Here is a 21,853-nt window from a genome sequence, read left to right as displayed (position 1 = left end):
CGCCTCGTACCGGTGCTTTACCGAAAACGGGCAGAGGGGACTCCTCGCAGCGCACCGAGTGCGAGTGGTTTTGGACAGTCGCAGACGGGACCATCAGTGGACAAGGTCCTTCTATTTGCCCAGTGGGCAGTGATCCATTCCCGCTCTTTCGGGTAATAGCACCGGCACGCTCCGTAATGGGAGGCTCGATGGTGCAGATGGCGATGCGTGGCGTCAGATCGGCGTCGACGCATGACCGGGAGGGCAATTCCTTATGTCGGTAGGCGAAGAGGTCCGCACGGAGCAGGGCAAGCCGCAGCAGAGTCTCGGGACGGCGGCCGCGCGGAACCTGGCCACCACGACCAAGTCCGCGCCGCAGATGCAGGAGATCAGTTCCCGCTGGCTGCTGCGGATGCTGCCATGGGTGAACGTTCAGGGCGGCACGTACCGGGTGAACCGGCGTCTGACCTACGCCGTCGGCGACGGCCGCATCACCTTCGTCAAGACCGGTGATCGCGTCGAGGTCATCCCGGCCGAGCTGTGCGAACTGCCGGCGCTGCGGTCGTACGAGGACGAGGACGTGCTCTCCGAGCTCGCCCAGCGTTGCCAGCAGCGGGAGTTCGCGGCGGGTTCCCTGATCGCCTCCTTCGGCAGCCGGACCGACGAGGTGTTCCTGCTCGCGCACGGCAGGGTGGAGAAGATCGGCACCGGCCCCTACGGGGAGGACGAGTCCCTCGGTGTCCTCGCCGACGGCGCCTATCTCGGCGATCAGGCCCTGCTCGACTCCGACGCCATCTGGGAGTACACGGTCCGCGCGGCCACCGCCTGTACGGTGCTCGTCCTGCCCCGCCAGGATGTCGAGCAGGTCGCGGAGCGCGCCGACTCGCTGCGCGAGCACATCGAGCAGTTGCGGGCGATCCCGGAGCAGCGCACCAACAAGTACGGCGAGCGGGAGATCGACCTCGCCGCCGGCCACAGCGGCGAGCCCGACATTCCGCACACCTTCGTCGACTACGAGGCCAGGCCCCGTGAGTACGAACTGAGCGTCGCCCAGACCGTGCTGCGCATCCACTCGCGCGTGGCCGACCTCTACAACCAGCCGATGAACCAGACCGAGCAGCAGCTCCGGCTGACCGTGGAGGCGCTGAAGGAGCGCCAGGAGCACGAGCTCATCAACAACCGCGAGTTCGGCCTGCTCAACAACTGCGAGTACGACCAGCGGCTCCAGCCGCACGACGGCGTGCCCAGCCCCGACGACATGGACGAACTGCTGTGCCGGCGCCGCGGCACCAAGCTGTTCCTCGCCCACCCGCGCGCGATCTCGGCGTTCGGCCGTGAGCTCAACAAGCGCGGGCTGGTGCCGGAGACCATCGAGATGGCCGGCAACCGCATCCCCACCTGGCGCGGCGTGCCGATCTTCCCGTGCAACAAGATCCCGGTCAGCGACGCCCGTACGACCTCGATCATCGCCATGCGTACGGGCGAAGGGGAGCAGGGCGTCATCGGCCTCCAGCAGTCCGGTATCCCGGACGAGATCGAGCCGAGCCTGTCCTGCCGCTTCATGGGCATCAACGAACAGGCCATCATCAAGTACCTGGTGACGGCGTACTACTCGGCCGCGGTCCTGGTGCCGGACGCCCTCGGGGTGCTGGAGAACGTCGAGATCGGGCGCTGGAGGTGACCTTCCCCGCCCGGCGCCGCCTCGCCCGAACCCTCGTCGGGACGGCGCCGTGTCCCGCGTCCCTCGCGTGGGTAGACCCTCGGGGTAGGCGCCCAGCCGTAGCGGAAGTGCCACTGTCCGCCGACTCTCCGAGGCGATGCCATGGGTGAGTTCATGACGGAGACGCAGCAACGCCCCGCCGGGGCGCGGCCGTCCACCGAGACGCTCGAAAGGCGGGGGCCCATCGCGAGCGACGGGGACGGCACGCCGGGTCCGCTCGACGGTCCCGAGGCGGCGGTGATCCTGGAGCGCGCGCGGGCCTCGGTCGACCCCGAACTGCGCGCCGCCATCGAGTCGTTGCCGCCGTCGATGCGCCGGATCGCGCTCTACCACTTCGGCTGGATGCAGCCGGACGGCACTCCGGCGGCGGGCAACGCCGGCAAGGCGATCCGCCCCGCCCTCGTCCTCACGGCGGCCGCCGCGCTCGGCGGAGCGGGGGCGCGGGCGGCGGCCGTACCGGTGGCGGTCGCGGTGGAGCTGGTCCACAACTTCACGCTGCTGCACGACGACGTGATGGACCGGGACACCACCCGTCGGCACCGGCCCACCGCATGGGCCGTGTTCGGCCAGGCCGACGCGATCCTCGCCGGTGACGCCCTCCAGGCGCTGGCGCTGCGGCTGCTCGCCGAGGATCCGCATCCGGCGTCCGCCGCCGCGGCGGCCCGGCTCGCGGACTGCGTCGTCGAGTTGTGTGCCGGACAGCACGCGGACACGGCGCTGGAGAAGCGCGGCCCGGCCGAGGTGGGCCTCGAAGAGGTGCTCGCCATGGCCGAGGCCAAGACCGGTGCGCTGCTGGGGTGCGCCTGTGCCGTCGGCGGGCTCTACGCGGGTGCGGCGCCGGAGGACGTGGCGGCGCTGGACGCGTTCGGCCGGGAGGCCGGGCTCGCCTTCCAGCTCATCGACGACGTGATCGGCATATGGGGCGACCCGAGCCACACCGGCAAGCCGGCCGGGGCGGACCTCGCCGCCCGCAAGAAGTCCCTGCCGGTGGTCGCAGCGCTGACCTCCGGCGATCCGGCGGCGGCGGAGCTGGCCGAGCTGTACGAACTGCCGTACGACGAGGAGGACCTGCACCGCACGGCGCTCGCCGTGGAGCGGGCGGGCGGCCGTGACTGGGCGCAGGCCCAGGCCGCCGACCGGATGGCCCGCGCCATGCAGGAACTGGCTCGCGCGGTGCCGGACCCGGAGGACGCGGGAGGGCTGCTGGCCCTGGCCGAGTTCGTGACACGGCGAAGCAACTGAGGGCTTCGACGGCCGCCCGGCGTACCGTGCCGGACGGTCGGCGGCGTCCGTACCCCGCAACACGGCGGCGGCCGAGGACCGCGCTCGTCAAGGGCGCGCGAGCAGGCGGCCGTAACGACTCCGGAGCACCGGGGCCGTACGGTTCCTGACCCCGTACGGCCGGCCGGCGGCTCCGGACCGGCGGGTCCCGCACATCCCCACGGTGTGCGGGGCCCGTCTTCGTGCGTCGGCCGGATCTCGGTGCGCGAGGCCGGATCTCGCTGCAACGGCCGGATCTCGTCAAAATGCGGCCGTGGACGCCGTGCCCGCGGCATTCGCCCTACGATCAAGGCCGGTTGAGACGAAGGGGCGGGTACACATCATGGGCGTCGCGATCCGGTCGGCGGGCGAGGAGGACCGGGGGCTGGTGGTGCGGCTGCTGGACACGGCCTTCCAGGACGACCCGGTCAGCGGCTGGGTGTTCCCGGGTGACGAGCACCGGCGTACCACGCACCCCAGGCTGATGGCGGCCTTCACCGACATCGTGCTCGCCCACGGCCGCATAGACGTCACCGAGGACGGCACGGCGTGCGCGCTGTGGATGTCCGTGCCGGCCGAGGCGCACGGGCAGGACGACGAAGGGCCGGTCCGGCTGCGCGAGGAGGTCGATCCGGCCAACGAGCGCGTCGAGCAGATAGGCCGCCTGACGGCCGCCGTCCATCCGCAGGGCGAGGCCCACGAGTACCTGTGGATGATCGGTACCGCGCCCGAGCGGCAGGGCGAGGGTCTCGGTACCGCGCTCATCATGTCGGTCCTCGACCGCTGCGACCAGGAGGGCGTGGCCGCCTACCTGGAGGCGAGCAGCGCCCGCAGCCGGCACCTGTACGAGCGGCTCGGTTTCGCGCTCAAGGGCAGCCCGCTCGATCTTCCTCACGGCCCGCAGATGTGGCCGATGTGGCGCGAGCCGCGCGGCTGAGCCGCCACCGCCATCGCCGCGCCCACCCCTACGTCTCCGGCACGATCGTCGCCGCGATCCGCTCCACCAGCCCGTCCGGCACGCCCACCCCGGGCAGTACGCCCTCCAGCACGTCCGGCAGGGTCAGATGCTCCAGGAGCAGCCCGAGCATCGCGAGATACAGGACGGTGACGACCTCGTCGCCGCCGGGCAGTCCGGCGCCGCGATGGAACTCGATGGCCTCGTCGAGGTCGCCGCGCACCGACTTGGTGAAGGACGAGCGCAACTCGGGGTGCCGGGAGGCCTCGAGCCGCATCTCCAGCAGGGCCAGATAGCCCGTGCGGTCGCGGGTCGCGCGGGCCATCAGGTCGTGCATGAAGGCGGTGACCAGCGAGCGGTCCTTGGGCCGGGTCAACAGCCCGGCGATCACCTCCGGGTCGGGCGCGAGCCGCACGTGCAGCCGGGCGTCGATCTGGCGGAGCAGGTCGTCGCGCCCCGTGAAGTAGTTGGAGGCGGTGCCGACCGGCACCCCTGCCTCGGCGTCCACCGCGCGGAACGTCAGCCCGCGCGCCCCCTGACGAGCCAGCACCTCGACGCCCGCGTCGACGAGGGCGGCCCGGCGCTCCGGATTGCCCGCCATTCGGAATCCCCTCTCTCACTTCAAGCCGCTCAGGAAAAGCCCTTGCAACCACTACAAGCGAAGTACTACAACTGAAGCACTACAACCGGAGTGGTTGTGCGACACCCTACGAAAAGAGACCGGCTTGCGAAAGCTCACCTACTTCATCGCCTGCTCGATCGACGGCTTCATCGGAGACCCGAGCGGCGATGCCACCTCGATGTACCCCTTCGTCGACGAGGAGTTCCTGGACTTCCTCAAAACGGAGCACCCGGAGACCGTGTCGACCCCCGCCCGACGCGCCCTCGGCTTCGACGACCTGCCCAACCGGCGCTTCGACACGGTCATCCAGGGCCGCAGCAGCTACGACCTGGCCCTGAAGGAGGGCGTCACCAGCCCCTACGCCCATCTGCGTCAGTACGTCGCCTCGCGCACCCTGACCGAGTCGCCCGATCCGCAGGTCGAGATCGTCGCGGACGACGTGGTCGGCAAGGTCCGCGACCTGAAGGCCGAGGAGGGCGAACTGGGCATCTATCTGTGCGGCGGCTCGCAGCTCGCCGGTGTGCTGTTCGACGAGATCGACGAACTCGTCATCAAGACCTACCCCGTCGTCTACGGCACCGGCATGCCGATGTTCGGCTCGGACTTCGCCGTCACGGAGTTCGTCCACGAAGAGCTGCGCGCGTTCGGCAATGGCGCCGTGGTTCGTACGTACAGCAGGAAGCGCTGAGCCGTCTGCCGCCCTACTCTGAGGACATGGGCAGCCAAGAGCACGTCTGTCCCGACTGCGGACAGCCCGTCGACACGATCGTCAAGCGCCACAAGACACTGGGCGCCTGGGTCCCCACCTGGGTGGCCGGCCCCTGCCGGAATCCCGATTGCGCCACGTACGTCGAGGAAGGCGCCGCCGAGCACGAGGAGAGGCACGGGCCGGAAAAAGAGCCCGAGCAGCCCGGCACACCCGCCGCGAAAAATTCCTGAACCCCATGTCGAGAATCCCGGCCCGGCTCCGACGTCCCCTGTGAGAGCCGCCCACCGAGGGTGGCCCGAGCCGACGCGAACAGAAGGAGCGGACTGATGAAGTACCTGGTCATGGTGCAGGGCACGCAGGCGGACTACGAGGCGATGCAGGGCAAGGGGTCCGCGGGCTCCGTGGCCTGGAGCCAGGAGGACGTCCAGGCGATGTTCGCCTTCATGGGGGCCCTCAACAACGACCTCGCCGAGAGCGGCGAGATGATCGACGCACAGGGGCTGACCGAGCCCGCGAAGACCCGGCACGTCACCCTGGGCGACGACGGCAAGGCGGTGATCACCGACGGGCCGTACAGCGAGACCAAGGAGCTGCTGGCCGGCTACTGGGTCCTGGACTGCGCGAGCCTGGAGCGGGTCACGGAGATCGCCGAGCGTGTTCTGCAGTGCCCCCAGCCCGCCGGTGCCCCCCTTTACCCGGTGGTGATCCGGGCCATCGGCGAGGGCTCCGGGGACGTCTGAACCGTTCGGGTGAGCCGTACGAGCCCCGCGGGAGCGCCACGCCCGACATGAGCGCCACATCCGAGACCGAGGACCTGCTGCGCCGCCACGCGCCGCAGGTCCTCGGCGCGCTGGTGCGCCGGTACGGCCACTTCGACTTCGCCGAGGACGCCGTACAGGAAGCCCTGCTCGCGGCGGTCGAGCAGTGGCCGCGCACCGGCGTCCCGGACAACCCGCGCGGCTGGCTGATCAGGGTCGGCGCGCGCCGCCTGACCGACACCCTGCGCGCGGAGGAGGCGCGCCGCGCCCGGGAGGAGAAGGTCGCCGCGCTCTCCCCGCGGGACGCCTTCACGACCCCGCCGCCCGGGGCGGACCGTGCTCCCCGCGAGGACGACACCCTCACCCTGCTCTTCCTGAGCTGCCATCCGGACCTGACCGCACCCGCCCAGATCGCCCTCACCCTGCGCGCGGTGGGCGGACTGACCACGGCGGAGATCGCCCGTGCGTATCTGGTCCCCGAGGCGACGATGGCCCAGCGCATCAGCCGGGCCAAGCAGAAGGTCCGCGGGGTGCGCTTCGGGCGCCCCGACAACTGGGAGGACCGTCTGCCCGCGGTGCTCCAGACCCTGTACCTGATCTTCAACGAGGGCTATACGGCCACCTCGGGCACGAGCCTGACGCGGCGTGAACTCGCCGGCGAGGCGATCCGGCTGACCCGCGCGGTCCACCGCCTCCTCCCCGACCACGGCGAGGTGGCGGGCCTGCTCGCGCTGATGCTGCTCACCGACGCCCGCCGCGAGGCGCGCACCGGCCCGCACGGCGAGCTCGTCCCGCTCGACGAACAGGACCGCGACCGCTGGGACAAGGCCGCGATCGACGAGGGCGTGGCCCTGGTCACCCAAGCCCTCACCAGGGGTCCGGCCGGCCCCTACCGGCTGCGCGCCGCCATCGCCGCCGTGCACGACGAGGCGCCGTCCGCGCAGGAGACCGACTGGGAGGAGATCCTCGGCCTCTACGACATCCTGGTGCGCATCGTCCCCGGGCCCGTCGAGCGCCTCAACCGCACGGTCGCCCTGGCCATGGCCCGAGGGCCGCGCGTCGGGCTGGCCGAACTGGCCTCGCTGGAGGACGAACTGGGCGCCGGACACCGCCTGGACGCGGTCCGCGGTCATCTCCTGGAACGGGCCGGCGCCCATGAAGAGGCCCGCGCCGCCTACGAGGCCGCCGCCGCCAAGACACTGAGCCTGCCCGAACAGCGCTATCTGCACGCGCGGGCGGCACGGCTGAGGCCGTAACCTCACGCCATGCCCGAACACGCGTACATCCTCCACATCACCGAACGCTCCCTGTGGGAGGCGGCCCGCGAACGCGGCGCGTACGAGATGTCGACCCGTGGCCGCACGCTTGAGGACGAGGGCTTCATCCACTGCTCGACCCGCGCCCAACTCCCGTCCGTGGCGGCCTTCCTGTACGGCTCCTACGACGGACCCGGCGAGCTGGTGGTGCTGGTCGTGGACCCCGCGAAGCTGGACGCGCCGCTGAGGTACGAGGCGCCCAAGCCCGGGGGCGAGGAGTTCCCGCACGTGTACGGGCCGATCCCGGTGGCCGCGATGGTGGACGTCGAGGTGTGGCGGTGACGGAGCGGAGCCGGTTATGGCGGTGGGTCGTGGCGGCCTGGGTGATCGTCGTGGTCGTGGCGGGCGCGGCGACGCTGTGGCTGCGGGACTCGGCCGAGCCGCCGGGGCCGTACCGCTGGGAGGAGGCCGGTCCGACGCCGACGCTGCCGGAGGGGTGGGAGTCGGCGTGCGCGGACGCCGCCCCCGACGAGAGCGGCCAGGCGCTCTGCTTCGTCAGGACACGCTAGGACGGGGCAGCCCGCCGGTCTGCGGATCGCGGCCCGTCAGGCAGTACGTGCCGCCCGCCGGATCGCGCATCACCGTCCAGTGGGCGCCCTCGGCGACGCAGGTCGCGCCCAGCTCCTCGTGCAGGGCGCGGGTCGCAGAGATGTCCGCGCAGGCCAGATCCAGGTGGGCGGAGGCCGCACGTTCCTCGTCGAGCCGCTGGAGCAGGACACGCACCGGCAGTCCGGCCGGCGGCCGCAGCACATGGAACTCGGGGCGGGAGCCGGGCGCCGCATCCCAGTCGGCCAGCACCCCGCTCCAGAAGGCGACTTCGGCGTCGTACGCGGACGGCGGTACGTCCACGCAGACCTGGTCGAGCCGGCTGCCGCGCACCACGGGCGGCCGCACCGACTCCCCGTGCCAGGGCACGGCGCAGAACAACTGCCCGGCGGGGGATCGCAGGACCGCCCAGCCCTCGTGGTCGGCGACGAGGCCGGCACCCTGCGCGAGCGCCGACTTCACGAACCCCGGTACGTCGTCCACGGCGAAGTCGAGATGCGCGCCGCCGGGGCCCGAGTCGACGCCCTGCGCCTTCACACAGGGGTCCGCCCCGCCGCCGGGCAGCAGGGTCGCGAACTCGCCCTGATCCCCTCGGAGTTCGGACAGCTCGGTGTCCGTCACCGCGGTCCAGAACGCCTGGGCCCGGCCGAGGGCCGCGGTGGGACGGTCGATGAACGCGTAGGTCCAGCGGATGCTCATGGAGTGATCGTAGAGTCGTCCGCGCGGTCGTGGGCCCTGGCTGCCGGACAGCGGGCCGAGGACTCTGTACGGCGGGCCGAACGGTCACCACGCCTGCTTTGCAGGACCCTTACCAACCGCGCGCCACCTCCTGGGACGTGCTTTGCCGTCAGTTCGCCCTGCATTGGTCCGTGCTTGTTTGCATTGGGGAATGGACCACATCACGTTCCTGGTGGCGGTCGTCATTGTGACGGCCCTCGCCTTCGACTTCACCAATGGATTCCACGACACGGCGAACGCGATGGCCACGTCCATCGCCACGGGGGCCCTCAAACCGAGGACGGCCGTGCTCATCAGCGGCGTCCTGAACGTCGTCGGCGCCTTTCTGTCCACCGAGGTCGCCAAGACGATCTCCGGCGGCATAGTGGACGACACACTCGTCACCCCGGGCATGATCTTCGCGGGCCTGATCGGGGCGATCCTGTGGAACCTGCTGACCTGGTTGGTAGGGCTGCCGTCCAGTTCGTCGCACGCGCTGTTCGGCGGGCTGATCGGGGCCGTCTGGGTCGGTGCGGGGTCCCACGGCGTGCACTTCGACAAGGTTGTCGAGAAGGTGCTGATACCGGCGGTGGCCTCGCCGGTCGTCGCGGGGGTCGCGGCGCTGCTCGCCACCTACCTGGCATACAGGCTCACTTCTCGCGCCCGCAAAGACTCCGTCACCAAAGGCTTCCGTGTCGGCCAGATCGCCTCGGCCTCGCTGGTCTCCCTGGCCCACGGCACCAACGACGCGCAGAAGACGATGGGCGTCATCACGCTGACCCTGATCTCGGCGGGCGCGCTCGGCCATGACGCGGGCCCGCCCCTGTGGGTGATCGCCTCCGCGGGTCTGGCCATCGGCCTCGGCACCTACCTCGGTGGCTGGCGCATCATCCGCACGATGGGCAAGGGCCTGACGGAGATTCAGTCACCGCAGGGCTTCGCCGCCGAGACCGCCTCGACGACGGTGATCCTCACCTCGGCCCACCTGGGCTTCGCCCTGTCCACCACCCAGGTCGCCTCCGGCAGCATCCTCGGCGCCGGACTCGGCCGCCGTCTCGCGGAGGTCCGCTGGGGCGTCGCCGGCCGCATGGTCGTGGCCTGGCTGATCACCCTGCCCGCCGCGGCGCTGGTCGGCGGGGTCTCGGCGAGCGCGGTCAAGCACGGCGGCAACGTCGGTACGGCCGTGGTGGCGCTGATCGGTGCCGCTGTCGCTGCCGGCATCGTGTTCGCCTCCCGCCGCAACCCGGTGTCCGCGCACAACGTCAACGACACCCACGAGGTCAGCATCCGCGGCACCGAGCCGGCGCCGGTCGGCACGGCCGCCTGAGACAACGGCCGCCTGAGACAACGGCCGCCTGAGACAAGGGTCGCCTGAGACAAGGGTCGCCTGAGACAACGGTCGACCGGGACAAGGGTCGACCGAGACAAGGGGAGTTCACACCAATGAACCTCGACTGGACCGCACTCGGCCAGGTCGCCGCGGTGAGCCTCGCCGTCACCGTGGCCGTGGTCGCCGTCTTCGCCCTCGGCGTGCTGGGCCTGGCCCGCCACGAAGGGACACAGGAGGAGGGCGGCGGCACGTCCGCCGTCGGCCTCGCCCAGGCCGGGCTGTGCTTCCTGGCCTGCGCGGCGGTGGTGGCGTACGGGATCTACTTGATCGTGCCGCAGTTCCACTGAACACGGAGCAGTTGGGCTGATCGTGCCGTGCAGCGGGGGAGGCCAGGCGGCTCAGGTCTCCTCCGCCGGCCCGATCCGCTCGTACACCGTCACGCGCCGTCCCCGGACCTCCACGTCCGCGATGACCCTGAAGTGCTTCTCCAGCACGGCGGTCTTCGTCTTGTCGCGTTCCGCCGTCACCGCCCGCGCCACCTCGGGCACATCGGTGACCAGCAGGATCCGCCGCTGTGCCAGCATCGCCGCCCGTATTCGGGCGGGACCCGCCTCCTCGCCCTTCAGCGTCCCCGACGCCACGGGGCCGCGCACGAGGGCGACGTCCCGCAGCCCGGCGAAGGCGTCGGGGGAGACCAGGGCGGTGTCGCGCCGGGCCGCCGGTACGAAGACCACCGCGTCCCCGGCCTCCTTCAGCCGCCGTACGTCCGCCGCGACGGCCAGGACGTCGTCCACCCGGCTCTCCGGGGAGCGCTTGGCCAGCGACTGCGGCAGCAGCGCCACGAATGCCACGGCGACCACCACCGGGACGAGCCACGCCGACGCGCGCGGACGGCGCGGCCCGGCCGCCCGTGTCGCCGTGCCCAGGGCCGTGCCGATCAGCAGGGCCAGGCCCAGCATGCTGAACAGGATGTAGCGGTCCAGGAAGAGCGGCCGCACCAGGGAGAGCCCGAGGAGGGCGAGCTGCGGCACGGCCAGCAGCGGCAGCCCGACGGCCGCGACCGACAGCCGCCCGGTGTGCGGCCTGTCCAGCAGGGCCCCGAGACCGCCGAGCGCCAGCAGGACCGCCGGGCCGATCAGCATGTGCCAGGTCAACGGAGGGATCCAGGAGACCTGTTCGGACTGGCGCCGGCTGAACAGGATCAACGGCAGCACGGCGGCGACGGCGATCGTCGCGGCCACCGCCCAGCGCGTCCACGTCCGCCGTCGGGCCCGCGTCCACACCAGCGTCGCCAGGTGCGCGGGCAGGATCAGCAGCGACAGCCAGTTCAGCAGCCCGCACACCGCGACCGTGCCCGCGTACGCGAGCCAGTGCACCGCTCGGCCGCGCCCCTGAAGGGCGGTCACCAGCAACAGCGTGGAGATTCCGGCGCCCGCCGCGACCAGCGCGTACGGGCGCCCTTCCTGGAGGTGGAACTGCACGGCGGGCAGCAGCCCGAGCGCCAGCCCGGCCGCGAGGCCCGCCCGGATCCCGGCCAGCCGACGGCCGATTTCGGCCACGCAGACCGCCGCGACCGCCATGGCGAGGACGGAGGGCAGCCGCAGCGCGGTGGTGCCCGGTCCGAAGCACTCGAAGACGGCGTGCATCAGCAGGTAGTAGAGGCCGTGCACCGCGTCGACCTGCGCGAGCATGTGCCAGATGTCCCCGGCGGACCGCCGCGCGACCTGCCAGGTGGCGGCCTCGTCACGCCACACGCTGTGCTGCCGGGACAGGCCCCACAGACCGAGGGCGAGGGTCCACAGGAACGGGACCAGCCGGAGAGGGAGCTCTCTCGGCCAACGGGAATCCGGGCGTATCGGGGCCGAGTTCAAGCGGGCGTTCTCCAAGGGATCGACATCTGGTCCGGCGGGGGCCGGCCGCCGGGTGAGGTGATCCCACTCGCTCGCTCTCGCGGCGCACAGCGAAAACCGCCAAGGCCGCACAGGCCGAGACGGGATCCGAATGCTGATCAGCTTCCCCCGTACGCCACCCGGGCCACAGGTCGGCAGAGGGGGTGGACATGCCAGAACCTACGGGACGGCGGCGATCTCTGGCCACCGCTCATCGCGTGAAGACAATCACCGTCGATTCACGCAACCTTGAGCCCGTCGAGCCGTCGTATTGATCCGTTTCACCGGTGATGGACGGGTTCCTCCAGGCGGGCCTCGACGTCGGAGCACCGAACTGATGGCGGCCCCGAACACACGGCAGGGGCCCGACCGGAGAACCGGTCGGGCCCCTTGGGGAAGCCAGAAAGCCCTGGATCAGGCCTTCTTGGTCTCCCAGAAGATCTTGTCGATCTGGGCGATGTAGTCCAGCGCCTTCTGGCCGGTCGCCGGGTCGGTGGACGCCTTGGCGGCCGAGAGGGCCTTCAGGGCGTCGTTGACGAGCTGGTGCAGCTCCGGGTACTTCTCGAAGTGCGGGGGCTTGAAGTAGTCGCTCCAGAGCACCGAGACGTGGTGCTTGGCGAGCTCGGCGCGCTGCTCCTTGATGACGGTGGCACGCGCCTGGAAGTGCGGGTCGTCGTTGGCGGCCATCTTTTCCTGGACGGCCTTCACCGACTCCGCCTCGATGCGGGCCTGGGCCGGGTCGTACACGCCGCAGGGCAGGTCGCAGTGCGCGCTGACCTTGACCTTGGGGGCAAACAGGCGGGAAAGCATGGAGCATTCCTTCCTCGTGATCGTCTTCTCAGGTGGGACATTACTCCCTGCAAGACGGGTTTTCGCGAGTGCCCCCATGGGCTTAGGACAAAAGTCCGGGGTGAGACTGAGACTGGTGGAGGACCCTACTGGGGAGGTGCCGGGGATGCCGGAGTTGTCGCAGGAGACCGAGCGCGGGCGGGCGGACCGGCCCTTCGGGTGGGCCGAGGTGACCGGGCCGTCGATGGTGCCCACGCTGTATCACGGCGACCTGCTCGTGGTGTCGCACCGGGGGCGCATCCGGCCGGGGGACGTCGTCGTGCTGCGGCATCCGTTCCAGCAGGACCTGCTCGTCGTCAAGCGCGCGGCGGAGCGCCGCGAGGGCGGCTGGTGGGTGCTCGGGGACAACGCGTACGCGGGGGGTGACAGCACCGACTACGGGGTCGTGCCGGACGAGCTGATCCTGGGCAGGGTCAAGCTGCGCTACCGGCCGCGCAAGCCGGATCAGCGCTCGCCGTTCGCGCTGGCGCGCTGGGCGCTGTCGGCCGTGCGGCCGCTGTTCGCCGACCGGTCCGCCTCCAGGCGTTTGCGGGCACGGTAGGCGGCCACGTTGGCACGGGTCGCGCAGCGGTCCGAGCAGTACCGCCGGGAGCGGTTGGTGGACGTGTCGAGGTAGGCGTTGCGGCACGGTGCCGCCTCGCACAGGCCCAGGCGGTCCACGCCGTACTCCGTCAGGTGGAACGCAAGGCCCATCGCGGCGATGGCCGCGTAGCCCGCGGTCGCGTTCGACGGGTGGTCCGCCAGGTGCATGTGCCACAGCGGGCGGCCGTCGTCGTCCCGGAAGTCGTGGCCGGAGATCTGCGGGCTCACCGGGAACTCCAGCAGCAGCGAGTTCAGCAGGTTCACCGCCAGTGCCTCGTCGCCCTGGTCCGCCGCCTCGAAGACCGCCCGCAGCCGGGCGCGGACCGAGCGGAAGCGGGTGACGTCGGCGTCGGTGGCCCGGCGGCCCGCCTCCTGGCTGACGCCGAACAGGTCGCGGACGGCCTCGACCGAGGTCAGCGAGTCCTTGCCCCGGGCCGGGTCCTCGCTGTTGACGAGTCGTACGGCATAGTCCGAGTAATAGGCCAGTTCCACTTGTAGTCCTTACGGAGGCGTTCTATCGTCAGGGTGCGGTCGGGTAATAGCTGATCGTGCTTCCAGGGTATTACGTAATGTGCGCGACGGAGGGGCTCGATGACGGACACGGACACCACCACCACCAAGACCGCCGACTGGTCCGCCTGGCAGGAGAGCTGGGACCGGCAGCAGGAGTGGTACATGCCCGACCGCGAGGAACGCTTCCGGATCATGCTCGACATGGTCGAGGCCCTCGTCGGACCCGCCCCGCGCGTGCTCGATCTCGCCTGCGGTACGGGAAGTATCACTGCCCGGCTGCTCGCACGGTTCCCCGAGGCCACGAGCACCGGCGTCGATCTCGACCCCGCGCTCCTCGCCATCGCCGAGGGCACGTTCGCGGGCGACAAGCGGGTCTCGTTCGTCACGGCCGACCTCAAGGACCCCGACTGGCCGGCGAAACTGCCGTACGACTCCTACGACGCCGTCCTGACCGCCACGGCCCTGCACTGGCTGCACCGTGAACCCCTCGCGGCCCTCTACGGTCGGGTCGCGGAGCTGGTCCGCGACGGCGGTGTCTTCATGAACGCGGACCACATGATCGACGACTCGACGCCCCGGATCAACGCGGCCGAGCGCGCCCAGCGTCACAGCCGCATGGATCAGGCCAAGGCGCGGGGCGTCCTCGACTGGGCCCGGTGGTGGCAGCTCGCTGCCGAGGACCCGCTGCTGGCCGAGCCCACGGCCCGCCGCTTCGAGATCTACGGCGAGCACGCCGACGGCGACACGCCGTCCGCCGAGTGGCACGCGCACGTGCTGCGCGAGAAGGGCTTCGGGGAGGCCCGGGCGGTGTGGTGCTCGCCCTCGGACACGCTCGTGCTCGCGCTGAAGTAGGCCGCCGGGGGCACGTCCCCGTGGCCGTACGGCGAGGTGGAGGCGGTACGAGAAATTCGTACCGCCTCCACTGCGTCCGGAAAGGCATCCCGCCGCACTGGAATGAGTGAGACGGTCCCTACCGAGGGGGCGGGAGAGGGGGCGGGATGACGGGGGGCGCGGAAGCGTCACTGCATGCCTTCGTCGAGGGCAGACGGACGGCCTTGTTCCGCAGCGCCTATCTGCTCTGCGGCAACCGGGACGAGGCGGAGGACCTCGTCCAGACCACGCTGGTCAAGGTCGTCCTCGGCACACGCCGGCACACACGCCTGGAAAACCTCGACGCCTACGCCCGCAAGACGCTGGTGAACACCTTCATCGCCACGCGCCGCCGGTTCTGGCGGCGTGAGCAGCCGTACGGCGAGGTGCCGGACGCGCCGGGCCGGCCGGTGGACAGCGACACCGGTGTCATGGTCCGGGCCGCCCTCGCGCAGCTCGTGCCCAAGCAGCGGGCGGTGCTCGTGCTGCGCTACTGGGAGGACCTCAGCGTCACCGACACCGCCGAGCTGCTCGGCATGCGCGAGAGCACGGTCAAGAGCCACACGGCGAGGGGGCTCGCGGCACTGCGGGCCGCGGTGCGGGAGGAACACGTATGAGCCGGGACGAGGCGAGCGGGGTGCCGCGCGCGACTGAGCTGCTGGGGCTGGCCCTCCACGGTGTTCCGATGCCGTCGGGGCCCGGTGCGGACGCGGTGTTCGCGCAGGCCGCGCGCGTGCGGTGGCGCCGGCGGGGGCTGGTCACGGGGGCGGCCGCTGCCGTGGTCGCGGTGAGCCTGACGGTCGCCGGGGTGCTGCCGGGCGACGACTCGGCGCCGACCGGGATCGCGGGCACCCGCCCCACGTCCAGGGCGGCCGGGCTGGCGCGACTGCTGCCGCCCGGGACCGGCGAGATCCGCGAGGTCGAGGACGTCGTGGGGACAGGGCCGTACGACGGGTTCTACGCCGTCTTCAAGGACGGCGGCGTCGGGTATCTCAACGTCCAGGTCCTCCCCGGCCGGCGGAAGGACTGGCCGGTGCCGGTCGGGCAGGGGTGCTCGTCGGACATCCCAGGGACGGCGTCGACCTGCGTCCCCGAGACGCTGCCGAACGGCGATGAGCGCGAGTCCACCGAACTGGCGCGGGAGAGCCGTAGGGACGGCATCACGTGGGGGCCCAAGCGTTCCGTGCGGCTGTTCACGAAGGGCTACATCGTCATGATCACGGCCGGCAGCGGGTTCGACGGCGCGCGGTCGCCGGGCTCGTGGCTCGACGCCCCGCCGCTCACGGCGGACCAGCTCCGTGAAGTGGTCACGGCGCCACAGCTCCTGCCGTAGGCCGGACACATGGCGAAGGGGCGGTACGAGGATCTCGTACCGCCCCTTCGGCGTCGTACCGTCAGAGCACCTTGGACAGGAACGCCTGCGTCCGCTCGTGCTGCGGGTTGGTCAGGACCTCGCGCGGGTCGCCGGACTCCACGACCACGCCGCCGTCCATGAAGACCAGGCTGTCGCCGACCTCGCGGGCGAAGCCCATCTCATGGGTGACGACGACCATCGTCATGCCGGACTCGGCGAGGTCGCGCATGACGTCGAGGACGTCGCCGACCAGCTCCGGGTCGAGGGCCGAGGTCGGCTCGTCGAACAGCATCAGCTTCGGGTCCATCGCCAGCGCGCGGGCGATGGCCACGCGCTGCTGCTGGCCGCCGGAGAGCTGGGCGGGGTAGTTCCCGGCCTTGTCGGCGAGGCCGACGCGGTCCAGAAGTTCCCGCGCACGGTCCTTGGCCTGGGCCTTGCTCGTGCCCTTGACCTGGATCGGCGCCTCCATGACGTTCTCCATGGCCGTCATGTGCGGGAACAGGTTGAACCGCTGGAACACCATGCCGATGTCCCGGCGCTGCTGCGCGACCTCGCTGTCCTTGAGCTCGTACAGCTTGTCGCCCTTCTGGCGGTAGCCCACCAGATCACCGTCGACGTAGAGCCGGCCGGCGTTGATCTTCTCCAGGTGGTTGATGCACCTGAGGAACGTCGACTTGCCGGAGCCGGAGGGGCCGATGAGGCAGAACACCTCGCCGGTCTGCACCTCCAGGTCGATGCCCTTGAGGACCTGGACGGGCCCGAAGGACTTGTGAACGCCCTCGGCCTTCACCATGGCCGTCATACCGAACCCCTTTCGCGGCTGAAGGCCATCATGTTGACCTTGATCCTCTGCCACGGCGTCGGCGGCAGGTTCCGCAGCGAGCCACGGGCGTAACGCCGCTCCAGGTAGTACTGGAAGACGCTGAACACGCTGGTCATGACCAGGTACCAGATGCACGCCACGAAGAGCATCTCCATCACGGCGTACGACGTGGAGCCGATCGTGGAGGTGGCGCGCAGCAGTTCGTTGTACGTCACCGCGTACACCAGCGACGAGGTCTTCAACATGTTGATGAACTCGTTGCCGGTCGGCGGCACGATCACCCGCATCGCCTGCGGGATCACGATCCGGCGCAGCGTCTTGGCGTGGCTCATGCCGAGCGCGTGCGACGCCTCGGTCTGGCCCTCGTCGACGGCCATCAGACCGGCGCGGCAGATCTCCGCCATGTACGCCGCCTCGTTCAGGCCCAGACCCAGCAGGGCGGCCATGAACGGGGTCATGACGTCGACCATCTCGTCCTTGTAGATCGGACCGAGATTCAGCACCGGGAAGATCAGCGCCAGGTTGAACCACAGCAGGAGCTGGACATAGACCGGCGTGCCGCGGAAGAACCAGATGTAGACCCAGGCCACCCAGCTCGTCACCGGGTTCTTGGACAGGCGCATCACGGCCAGGATCACGCCGAGGACCACGCCCATGATCATCGCCAGGACGCTGATCAGCAGGGTGCGGCCGGCGCCCGCGAGGACCGTGGAGTCGAACACGTAGTCGCCGACGGCGTTCCACTGGATCTTCTCGGCGCTGGCGAAGGCGTTGATCAGCAGGGCCACCAGGGCCAGCACGATGACACCGCTGACCCAGCGGCCGTAGTGCCGGACCGGAATGGCCTTGATCGCCTCGGGCGGGAGGGCCCCGCCCTCCTTGGAGACTGCGGCCGACGGGTTCGCGTCGGCCGGCTCCTTGTCGAACTTGTCAGTCACTGTGACTGCCCTTCAGTCTTGCCCGGGACGGTCACTTGCCGCCGTTGATCGCGGCCTTGTCGATCGCGCCGGACTCGGCGCCCCACTTCTCGAGGATCTTCTTGTACGTGCCGTCCTCGATGATGGCGTTGACGGCCTCTTCGAGGGCCGCGGTGAGCTCCTTGTTGTCCTTGTTCACCGCGATGCCGAACGGACCGGCGTCGACCTGCTCGCCGACGACCTCGAAGTCGTTGCCGCCGCCGGCCTTGCGGGCCAGGTCGACCGCGACCGGGTAGTCGTTGACGCCGGCGACCGCGCCGCCCGACTTCACACGGGTCTGGGCCTCGGTGTCGTTCTCGAACGACTCGATCGTGATCTTCTTCTTGCCGCCCTCGGTGCAGGCCTTGGACTGGGCCTGGAGCGCCTTCTCGTACGTCGTGCCACGCTGCACGGCCGCCGTCTGGCCGCACAGGTCCTCGATGGACTTGATGTTCTTCGGGTTGCCCTTCTGGACGTACACGGCGGTGCCGGCCACGAAGTAGTCGACGAAGTCGACACCCGGGCCGAGCTTCTTGCCCTTGTCGTCCAGGCCCTCCTGGCGCTGCTTGTTGTCCGTGATGGAGGACATCGCGAGGTCGTAGCGGCCCGAGTTCAGGGCGGTGATCAGGCCGTCGAAGGAGCCGGAGGTGAACTGGAACTCCACACCCAGCTTCTTGCCCAGCGCGGCGGCGATGTCGGGGTCGACACCGACGATCTTGCCGCCCTCCTGGAACTCCATTGGCGCGTACTCGGCGTTCGTGCCGGCCTTGATGACGCCCGCGTCCTGGATCTTCTTGGGCAGCTTGGCGAACAGCGGGGCCGTGCTGGACGACCCCGTCTCCTTGGTGCCCTCGTTGCTGCTGTCACTCGTCTGGTCACCGCAGCCGGTGAGAATCAGGGCGCCAGCGACCGCGATCGAGCCGACCGCTGCGAGCCGGGAGCGTGCTGCGGTGGTACGACGGGTGGTGCTTGCGGTCATGGTGGGTTCCTCCGGCGGATGGGTGGAGTTGCCGATGGGGCCGGCTCCTGCCCGTGGGACAGGCAGGGGCCTTGGTTTCCTAGGTCGACGAGAGCACACACCTTCGAGTGCCGCGACCTCGTGTGATTACGGCATCTTGCCATTCGGACTGAGGCATTCAGGGCGCTCGTCATGTCAAAATCGGATAACGGGTTACCCCCGAACCGCCGCAGGTCGGTACATCCTGACCGCACCTTCTGCGGGAATCTGTCCTTCCGGCCGGAAGATCTTCGGTGCATCTCGAGATGCGGACCGGTCGTGCGTAGGTTTTATGGCTGACGGTCGTTCTTCGCGGTTTCTGATGTCGATTGTCCGCTTATTCGGCCGCGAATCACACCAGTGTCGTCGTCGGGTTGTGTCTGATTCGTGTCCGTCGGTGTGGGTGTTTCCATTCCCGTCATGTGATCTTGCACGTATTGGACTCGTCGTCGGCGGCGTCCGTCCGGTAAGAAGGTTCTTTACACCCCTCATCCGGGGCTCAGGGCGCGTGTGCGGCGCGCCGTCGCGTATGGGTCCGTACGTCGTACGTCGTACGTATCAACGAGCAGGGCCATACGCGGTCCCGCCCACTTCTCACCAGGAGTGGTTCCACCCTCAAACCATGAACACCTAAGGGGTCAGACAAAGTGGCAGCGGAGATCGTCAATCCTCGCAGCGGAAGCAATACCGATCAGGACGGCGGGGCCGAGCCCCTCGATTCCTTCGATCCTGCGTTCGCGCTGCACCGCGGCGGCAAGATGGCCGTGCAGGCCACCGTGCCGGTCCGCGACAAGGACGACCTGTCCCTGGCGTACACGCCCGGCGTCGCGCGGGTGTGCACCGCCATCGCCGAGCAGCCGGAGCTCGTCCACGACTACACGTGGAAGTCGTCCGTCGTGGCCGTGGTCACCGACGGCACCGCGGTGCTCGGGCTCGGCGACATCGGTCCGGAAGCCTCCCTCCCCGTGATGGAGGGCAAGGCGATTCTGTTCAAGCAGTTCGGCGGCGTGGACGCGGTCCCGATCGCGCTCGACTGCACGGACGTCGACGAGATCGTCGAGACGGTGGCCCGCCTCGCCCCGTCCTTCGGCGGCGTCAACCTGGAGGACATCTCGGCACCCCGGTGCTTCGAGATCGAGCGCAAGCTCCAGGAGCGCGTCGACATCCCGGTCTTCCACGACGACCAGCACGGCACGGCCGTCGTGACGCTGGCCGCGCTGCGCAACGCCGCGCGGCTGAGCGGGCGGGCCATCGCCGACCTGCGCGCCGTCATCTCGGGCGCCGGCGCCGCCGGTGTCGCCATCGCCAAGATGCTGGTCGAGGCCGGCATCGGCGACGTGGCCGTCGCGGACCGCAAGGGCGTCGTCTCGGCAGACCGTGAGGACCTCACCCCGGTCAAGCGCGAGCTCGCCTCCTTCACCAACAAGGCCGGCATCACCGGGTCGCTGGAAGTGGCCCTGGAGGGTGCGGACGTCTTCATCGGCGTCTCCGGCGGTACGGTCGCGGAGGAGGCCGTCGCCTCGATGGCGAAGGGCGCCTTCGTCTTCGCGATGGCCAACCCGAACCCCGAGGTGCACCCCGACGTCGCGCACAAGTACGCGGCCGTCGTGGCGACCGGGCGGTCCGACTTCCCGAACCAGATCAACAACGTGCTGGCGTTCCCGGGCATCTTCGCGGGCGCGCTCCAGGTGCGGGCGTCCCGGATCACCGAGGGCATGAAGATCGCGGCGGCCGAGGCGCTGGCGGGTGTCGTCGGTGACGACCTCGCCGCGGACTACGTCATCCCGTCGCCCTTCGACGAGCGGGTCGCCCCGGCCGTGACCGCGGCCGTCGCGGCGGCGGCTCGGGCCGAGGGCGTCGCCCGGCGCTGACCCGTGCGTCGACCGACCGGGCTCTGAATCGGCCCCGCCCACTCGGGCGGGGCCGATCGCTTTGTCCGCCGAACCGCCCGTTCGGGTGAGCGCTCCTTGGCAAGAGGGCGTGTGTCACAGCCCCCTCCCGTTCCGTCGGCTGCAATCGCCACCTATCGTCGACGCCATGTTCGCCGTCTACGCTGCCCGAATCGACCGCGACCAGCCGCTGAGCGGCCTCGAGTTGGGGGAGCGTCCCGCTCCCGAGGCCCGGCCCGGCTGGAGCACCGTCAACGTCAAGGCCGCTTCCCTCAACCACCATGACCTCTGGTCGCTCCGGGGCGTCGGCCTCCCGGAGGGCCGGCTGCCGATGATCCTCGGCTGCGACGCCGCCGGCGTCGACGAGGACGGCAACGAGGTCGTCCTGCACTCCGTGATCGGGCAGACCGGTCACGGCGTCGGCCCCAGCGAACCCCGTTCCATCCTCACCGAGCGCTATCAGGGCACGTTCGCCGAGCAGGTCGCCGTGCCGACCTGGAACATCCTGCCCAAGCCCAAGGAACTGTCCTTCGCGGAGGCCGCCTGTCTGCCGACCGCCTGGCTGACGGCGTACCGGATGCTGTTCACCAACGCGGGCGTGCGGCCCGGGGACTCCGTGCTGGTGCAGGGCGCCGGGGGCGGGGTGGCCACCGCCGCCATCGTGCTCGGCAAGGCCGCGGGACTGCGGGTCTTCGCCACCAGCCGGGACGAGGCCAAGCGCAAGCGGGCCCTGGAGCTGGGTGCCGTGGAGGCCGTGGAGTCGGGGGCCCGGCTGCCGCAGCGGGTCGACGCCGTGATCGAGACGGTCGGTGCCGCCACCTGGTCGCACTCCGTCAAGTCGCTGAAGCCGGGCGGCACTCTGGTTATCTCCGGTGCCACCAGTGGTGACCGGCCCTCGCACGCCGAGCTGACGCGGATCTTCTTCCTGGAGCTGAAGGTCGTCGGGTCCACGATGGGGACCAAGGACGAGCTGGAGGACCTGCTGTCCTTCTGCGCGGCCACCGGTGTGCGGCCCGTGATCGACGAGGTACTGCCGATGGACCGGGCGCGGGAGGGCTTCGAGCGGATGGAGTCGGGAGAGCTGTTCGGGAAGGTCGTGCTCACCAACTGACGGCGCACGTCGAGGCGCTTGCGGCGGGTCCGGGGCATTGCCCCGGGCTCGCCGTTCTGTTTGTCAACCGGGGTTGACGAGAATGGGTGTGTCAACTTACGTTGACAT

General features: G+C 70.3%; 25 protein-coding genes. 17 read left to right on the top strand and 8 right to left on the bottom strand.

The genetic code is table 11. The features are described from left to right. Window positions 1–253 precede the first annotated feature (253 nt). The 3 genes from ACZ69Q_RS21760 (at window position 254) to ACZ69Q_RS21750 (ending at window position 3,896) form a co-directional block, all read left to right on the top strand. The gene (locus ACZ69Q_RS21760; RefSeq protein ID WP_471044249.1) at window positions 254–1,660 is read left to right on the top strand and encodes a family 2B encapsulin nanocompartment shell protein; all 1,407 of its coding nucleotides are present in this window, start codon (window positions 254–256) and stop codon (window positions 1,658–1,660) included. Window positions 1,661–1,801: 141 nt separating this feature from the next. Continuing rightward, the gene (locus ACZ69Q_RS21755) at window positions 1,802–2,941 is read left to right on the top strand and encodes a family 2 encapsulin nanocompartment cargo protein polyprenyl transferase (RefSeq protein WP_471044247.1); all 1,140 of its coding nucleotides are present in this window, start codon (window positions 1,802–1,804) and stop codon (window positions 2,939–2,941) included. Window positions 2,942–3,302: 361 nt separating this feature from the next. Further along, window positions 3,303–3,896: a GNAT family N-acetyltransferase gene (locus ACZ69Q_RS21750; protein ID WP_471044244.1), complete on the top strand. Its 594-nt coding sequence runs from the start codon at window positions 3,303–3,305 to the stop codon at window positions 3,894–3,896. 28 nt (window positions 3,897–3,924) lie between these two features. Here ACZ69Q_RS21750 and ACZ69Q_RS21745 read toward each other — a convergent pair whose 3' ends face one another. Continuing rightward, a complete protein-coding gene (locus tag ACZ69Q_RS21745) occupies window positions 3,925–4,515 on the bottom strand; it encodes a TetR/AcrR family transcriptional regulator (RefSeq protein ID WP_471044241.1) in 591 nt (196 codons plus the stop codon). Window positions 4,516–4,639: 124 nt separating this feature from the next. Between ACZ69Q_RS21745 and ACZ69Q_RS21740 the strand changes: the two genes are divergently transcribed. The 6 genes from ACZ69Q_RS21740 (at window position 4,640) to ACZ69Q_RS21715 (ending at window position 7,828) form a co-directional block, all read left to right on the top strand. Next, window positions 4,640–5,224, top strand: coding sequence for a dihydrofolate reductase family protein (locus ACZ69Q_RS21740; RefSeq protein WP_471044238.1), 585 nt, complete (start codon window positions 4,640–4,642; stop codon window positions 5,222–5,224). A gap of 26 nt (window positions 5,225–5,250) precedes the next feature. After that, window positions 5,251–5,475, top strand: coding sequence for a hypothetical protein (locus ACZ69Q_RS21735; protein WP_471044235.1), 225 nt, complete (start codon window positions 5,251–5,253; stop codon window positions 5,473–5,475). A gap of 96 nt (window positions 5,476–5,571) precedes the next feature. After that, window positions 5,572–5,985: a YciI family protein gene (locus ACZ69Q_RS21730; protein ID WP_471044232.1), complete on the top strand. Its 414-nt coding sequence runs from the start codon at window positions 5,572–5,574 to the stop codon at window positions 5,983–5,985. 47 nt (window positions 5,986–6,032) lie between these two features. After that, complete coding sequence (locus tag ACZ69Q_RS21725; RefSeq protein ID WP_471044229.1) at window positions 6,033–7,259, top strand: RNA polymerase sigma factor; 1,227 nt, start codon at window positions 6,033–6,035, stop codon at window positions 7,257–7,259. A gap of 9 nt (window positions 7,260–7,268) precedes the next feature. Next, window positions 7,269–7,601, top strand: a complete 333-nt coding sequence (locus ACZ69Q_RS21720) for a DUF952 domain-containing protein (protein WP_471044227.1) — start codon at window positions 7,269–7,271, stop codon at window positions 7,599–7,601. Continuing rightward, window positions 7,598–7,828, top strand: coding sequence for a hypothetical protein (locus ACZ69Q_RS21715; protein WP_471044225.1), 231 nt, complete (start codon window positions 7,598–7,600; stop codon window positions 7,826–7,828). Before ACZ69Q_RS21720 ends, ACZ69Q_RS21715 begins: the two co-directional genes overlap by 4 nt. Here the strand turns inward: ACZ69Q_RS21715 and ACZ69Q_RS21710 are convergent. Next, complete coding sequence (locus ACZ69Q_RS21710; protein WP_471044222.1) at window positions 7,815–8,564, bottom strand: VOC family protein; 750 nt, start codon at window positions 8,562–8,564, stop codon at window positions 7,815–7,817. The two genes, ACZ69Q_RS21715 and ACZ69Q_RS21710, sit on opposite strands and share 14 nt — an antisense overlap. A 190-nt stretch (window positions 8,565–8,754) precedes the next feature. On the opposite strand from ACZ69Q_RS21710, the gene ACZ69Q_RS21705 reads away from it, so the two are divergent. Further along, window positions 8,755–9,909 (top strand): inorganic phosphate transporter, encoded by a 1,155-nt coding sequence (locus ACZ69Q_RS21705; RefSeq protein WP_471044220.1) that lies wholly within the window; start codon window positions 8,755–8,757, stop codon window positions 9,907–9,909. Between the two features lie 116 nt (window positions 9,910–10,025). After that, window positions 10,026–10,259, top strand: a complete 234-nt coding sequence (locus tag ACZ69Q_RS21700; protein WP_471044217.1) for a hypothetical protein — start codon at window positions 10,026–10,028, stop codon at window positions 10,257–10,259. Between the two features lie 51 nt (window positions 10,260–10,310). Here ACZ69Q_RS21700 and ACZ69Q_RS21695 read toward each other — a convergent pair whose 3' ends face one another. Both ACZ69Q_RS21695 and sodN read right to left on the bottom strand, forming a co-directional pair. Continuing rightward, on the bottom strand, window positions 10,311–11,783 hold the full coding sequence (locus ACZ69Q_RS21695) for a glycosyltransferase family 39 protein (protein WP_471044214.1): 1,473 nt from the start codon (window positions 11,781–11,783) through the stop codon (window positions 10,311–10,313). Window positions 11,784–12,215: 432 nt separating this feature from the next. After that, on the bottom strand, window positions 12,216–12,611 hold the full coding sequence (sodN, locus tag ACZ69Q_RS21690; RefSeq protein ID WP_020123534.1) for a superoxide dismutase, Ni: 396 nt from the start codon (window positions 12,609–12,611) through the stop codon (window positions 12,216–12,218). Window positions 12,612–12,756: 145 nt separating this feature from the next. Between sodN and sodX the strand changes: the two genes are divergently transcribed. Further along, window positions 12,757–13,191 carry a nickel-type superoxide dismutase maturation protease gene (sodX, locus tag ACZ69Q_RS21685; RefSeq protein WP_471044211.1) on the top strand — a complete coding sequence of 145 codons (435 nt, stop codon included), beginning with the start codon at window positions 12,757–12,759 and terminating at the stop codon, window positions 13,189–13,191. Here sodX and ACZ69Q_RS21680 read toward each other — a convergent pair. Further along, complete coding sequence (locus tag ACZ69Q_RS21680) at window positions 13,095–13,724, bottom strand: CGNR zinc finger domain-containing protein (RefSeq protein ID WP_359448547.1); 630 nt, start codon at window positions 13,722–13,724, stop codon at window positions 13,095–13,097. The two genes, sodX and ACZ69Q_RS21680, sit on opposite strands and share 97 nt — an antisense overlap. 99 nt (window positions 13,725–13,823) lie before the next feature. On the opposite strand from ACZ69Q_RS21680, the gene ACZ69Q_RS21675 reads away from it, so the two are divergent. The 3 genes from ACZ69Q_RS21675 (at window position 13,824) to ACZ69Q_RS21665 (ending at window position 15,948) form a co-directional block, all read left to right on the top strand. After that, on the top strand, window positions 13,824–14,597 hold the full coding sequence (locus ACZ69Q_RS21675) for a class I SAM-dependent methyltransferase (protein WP_471044208.1): 774 nt from the start codon (window positions 13,824–13,826) through the stop codon (window positions 14,595–14,597). A gap of 146 nt (window positions 14,598–14,743) precedes the next feature. Beyond that, window positions 14,744–15,232 (top strand): SigE family RNA polymerase sigma factor, encoded by a 489-nt coding sequence (locus ACZ69Q_RS21670; RefSeq protein WP_471044205.1) that lies wholly within the window; start codon window positions 14,744–14,746, stop codon window positions 15,230–15,232. Next, entirely contained in the window at window positions 15,229–15,948 is a 720-nt protein-coding gene (locus ACZ69Q_RS21665) for a hypothetical protein (protein WP_471044202.1), read from the top strand. The genes ACZ69Q_RS21670 and ACZ69Q_RS21665 overlap by 4 nt, the downstream gene beginning before the upstream one ends. Window positions 15,949–16,009: 61 nt before the next feature. On the opposite strand, the gene ACZ69Q_RS21660 is transcribed toward ACZ69Q_RS21665, so the two are convergent. Genes ACZ69Q_RS21660 through ACZ69Q_RS21650 form a run of 3 tightly spaced genes read right to left on the bottom strand, consistent with a single transcriptional unit; the run spans window position 16,010 to window position 18,727 of the window. Continuing rightward, window positions 16,010–16,771 carry an amino acid ABC transporter ATP-binding protein gene (locus ACZ69Q_RS21660; RefSeq protein ID WP_471044199.1) on the bottom strand — a complete coding sequence of 254 codons (762 nt, stop codon included), beginning with the start codon at window positions 16,769–16,771 and terminating at the stop codon, window positions 16,010–16,012. Further along, on the bottom strand, window positions 16,768–17,730 hold the full coding sequence (locus tag ACZ69Q_RS21655; protein WP_471044197.1) for an amino acid ABC transporter permease: 963 nt from the start codon (window positions 17,728–17,730) through the stop codon (window positions 16,768–16,770). The genes ACZ69Q_RS21660 and ACZ69Q_RS21655 overlap by 4 nt, the downstream gene beginning before the upstream one ends. Window positions 17,731–17,761: 31 nt before the next feature. Continuing rightward, the gene (locus ACZ69Q_RS21650; protein ID WP_471044194.1) at window positions 17,762–18,727 is read right to left on the bottom strand and encodes an ABC transporter substrate-binding protein; all 966 of its coding nucleotides are present in this window, start codon (window positions 18,725–18,727) and stop codon (window positions 17,762–17,764) included. Between the two features lie 665 nt (window positions 18,728–19,392). Between ACZ69Q_RS21650 and ACZ69Q_RS21645 the strand changes: the two genes are divergently transcribed. Both ACZ69Q_RS21645 and ACZ69Q_RS21640 read left to right on the top strand, forming a co-directional pair. Next, entirely contained in the window at window positions 19,393–20,616 is a 1,224-nt protein-coding gene (locus tag ACZ69Q_RS21645) for an NAD(P)-dependent malic enzyme (protein ID WP_471044190.1), read from the top strand. A gap of 166 nt (window positions 20,617–20,782) precedes the next feature. Continuing rightward, entirely contained in the window at window positions 20,783–21,745 is a 963-nt protein-coding gene (locus tag ACZ69Q_RS21640) for a zinc-binding dehydrogenase (protein ID WP_471044188.1), read from the top strand. Window positions 21,746–21,853: the final 108 nt, after the last annotated feature.

This window comes from Streptomyces sp. NPDC036764 (assembly GCF_055609385.1).
The sequence above is the reverse complement of the archived record's forward strand: the minus strand, read 5'-3'. Positions and strand labels throughout refer to the sequence as shown.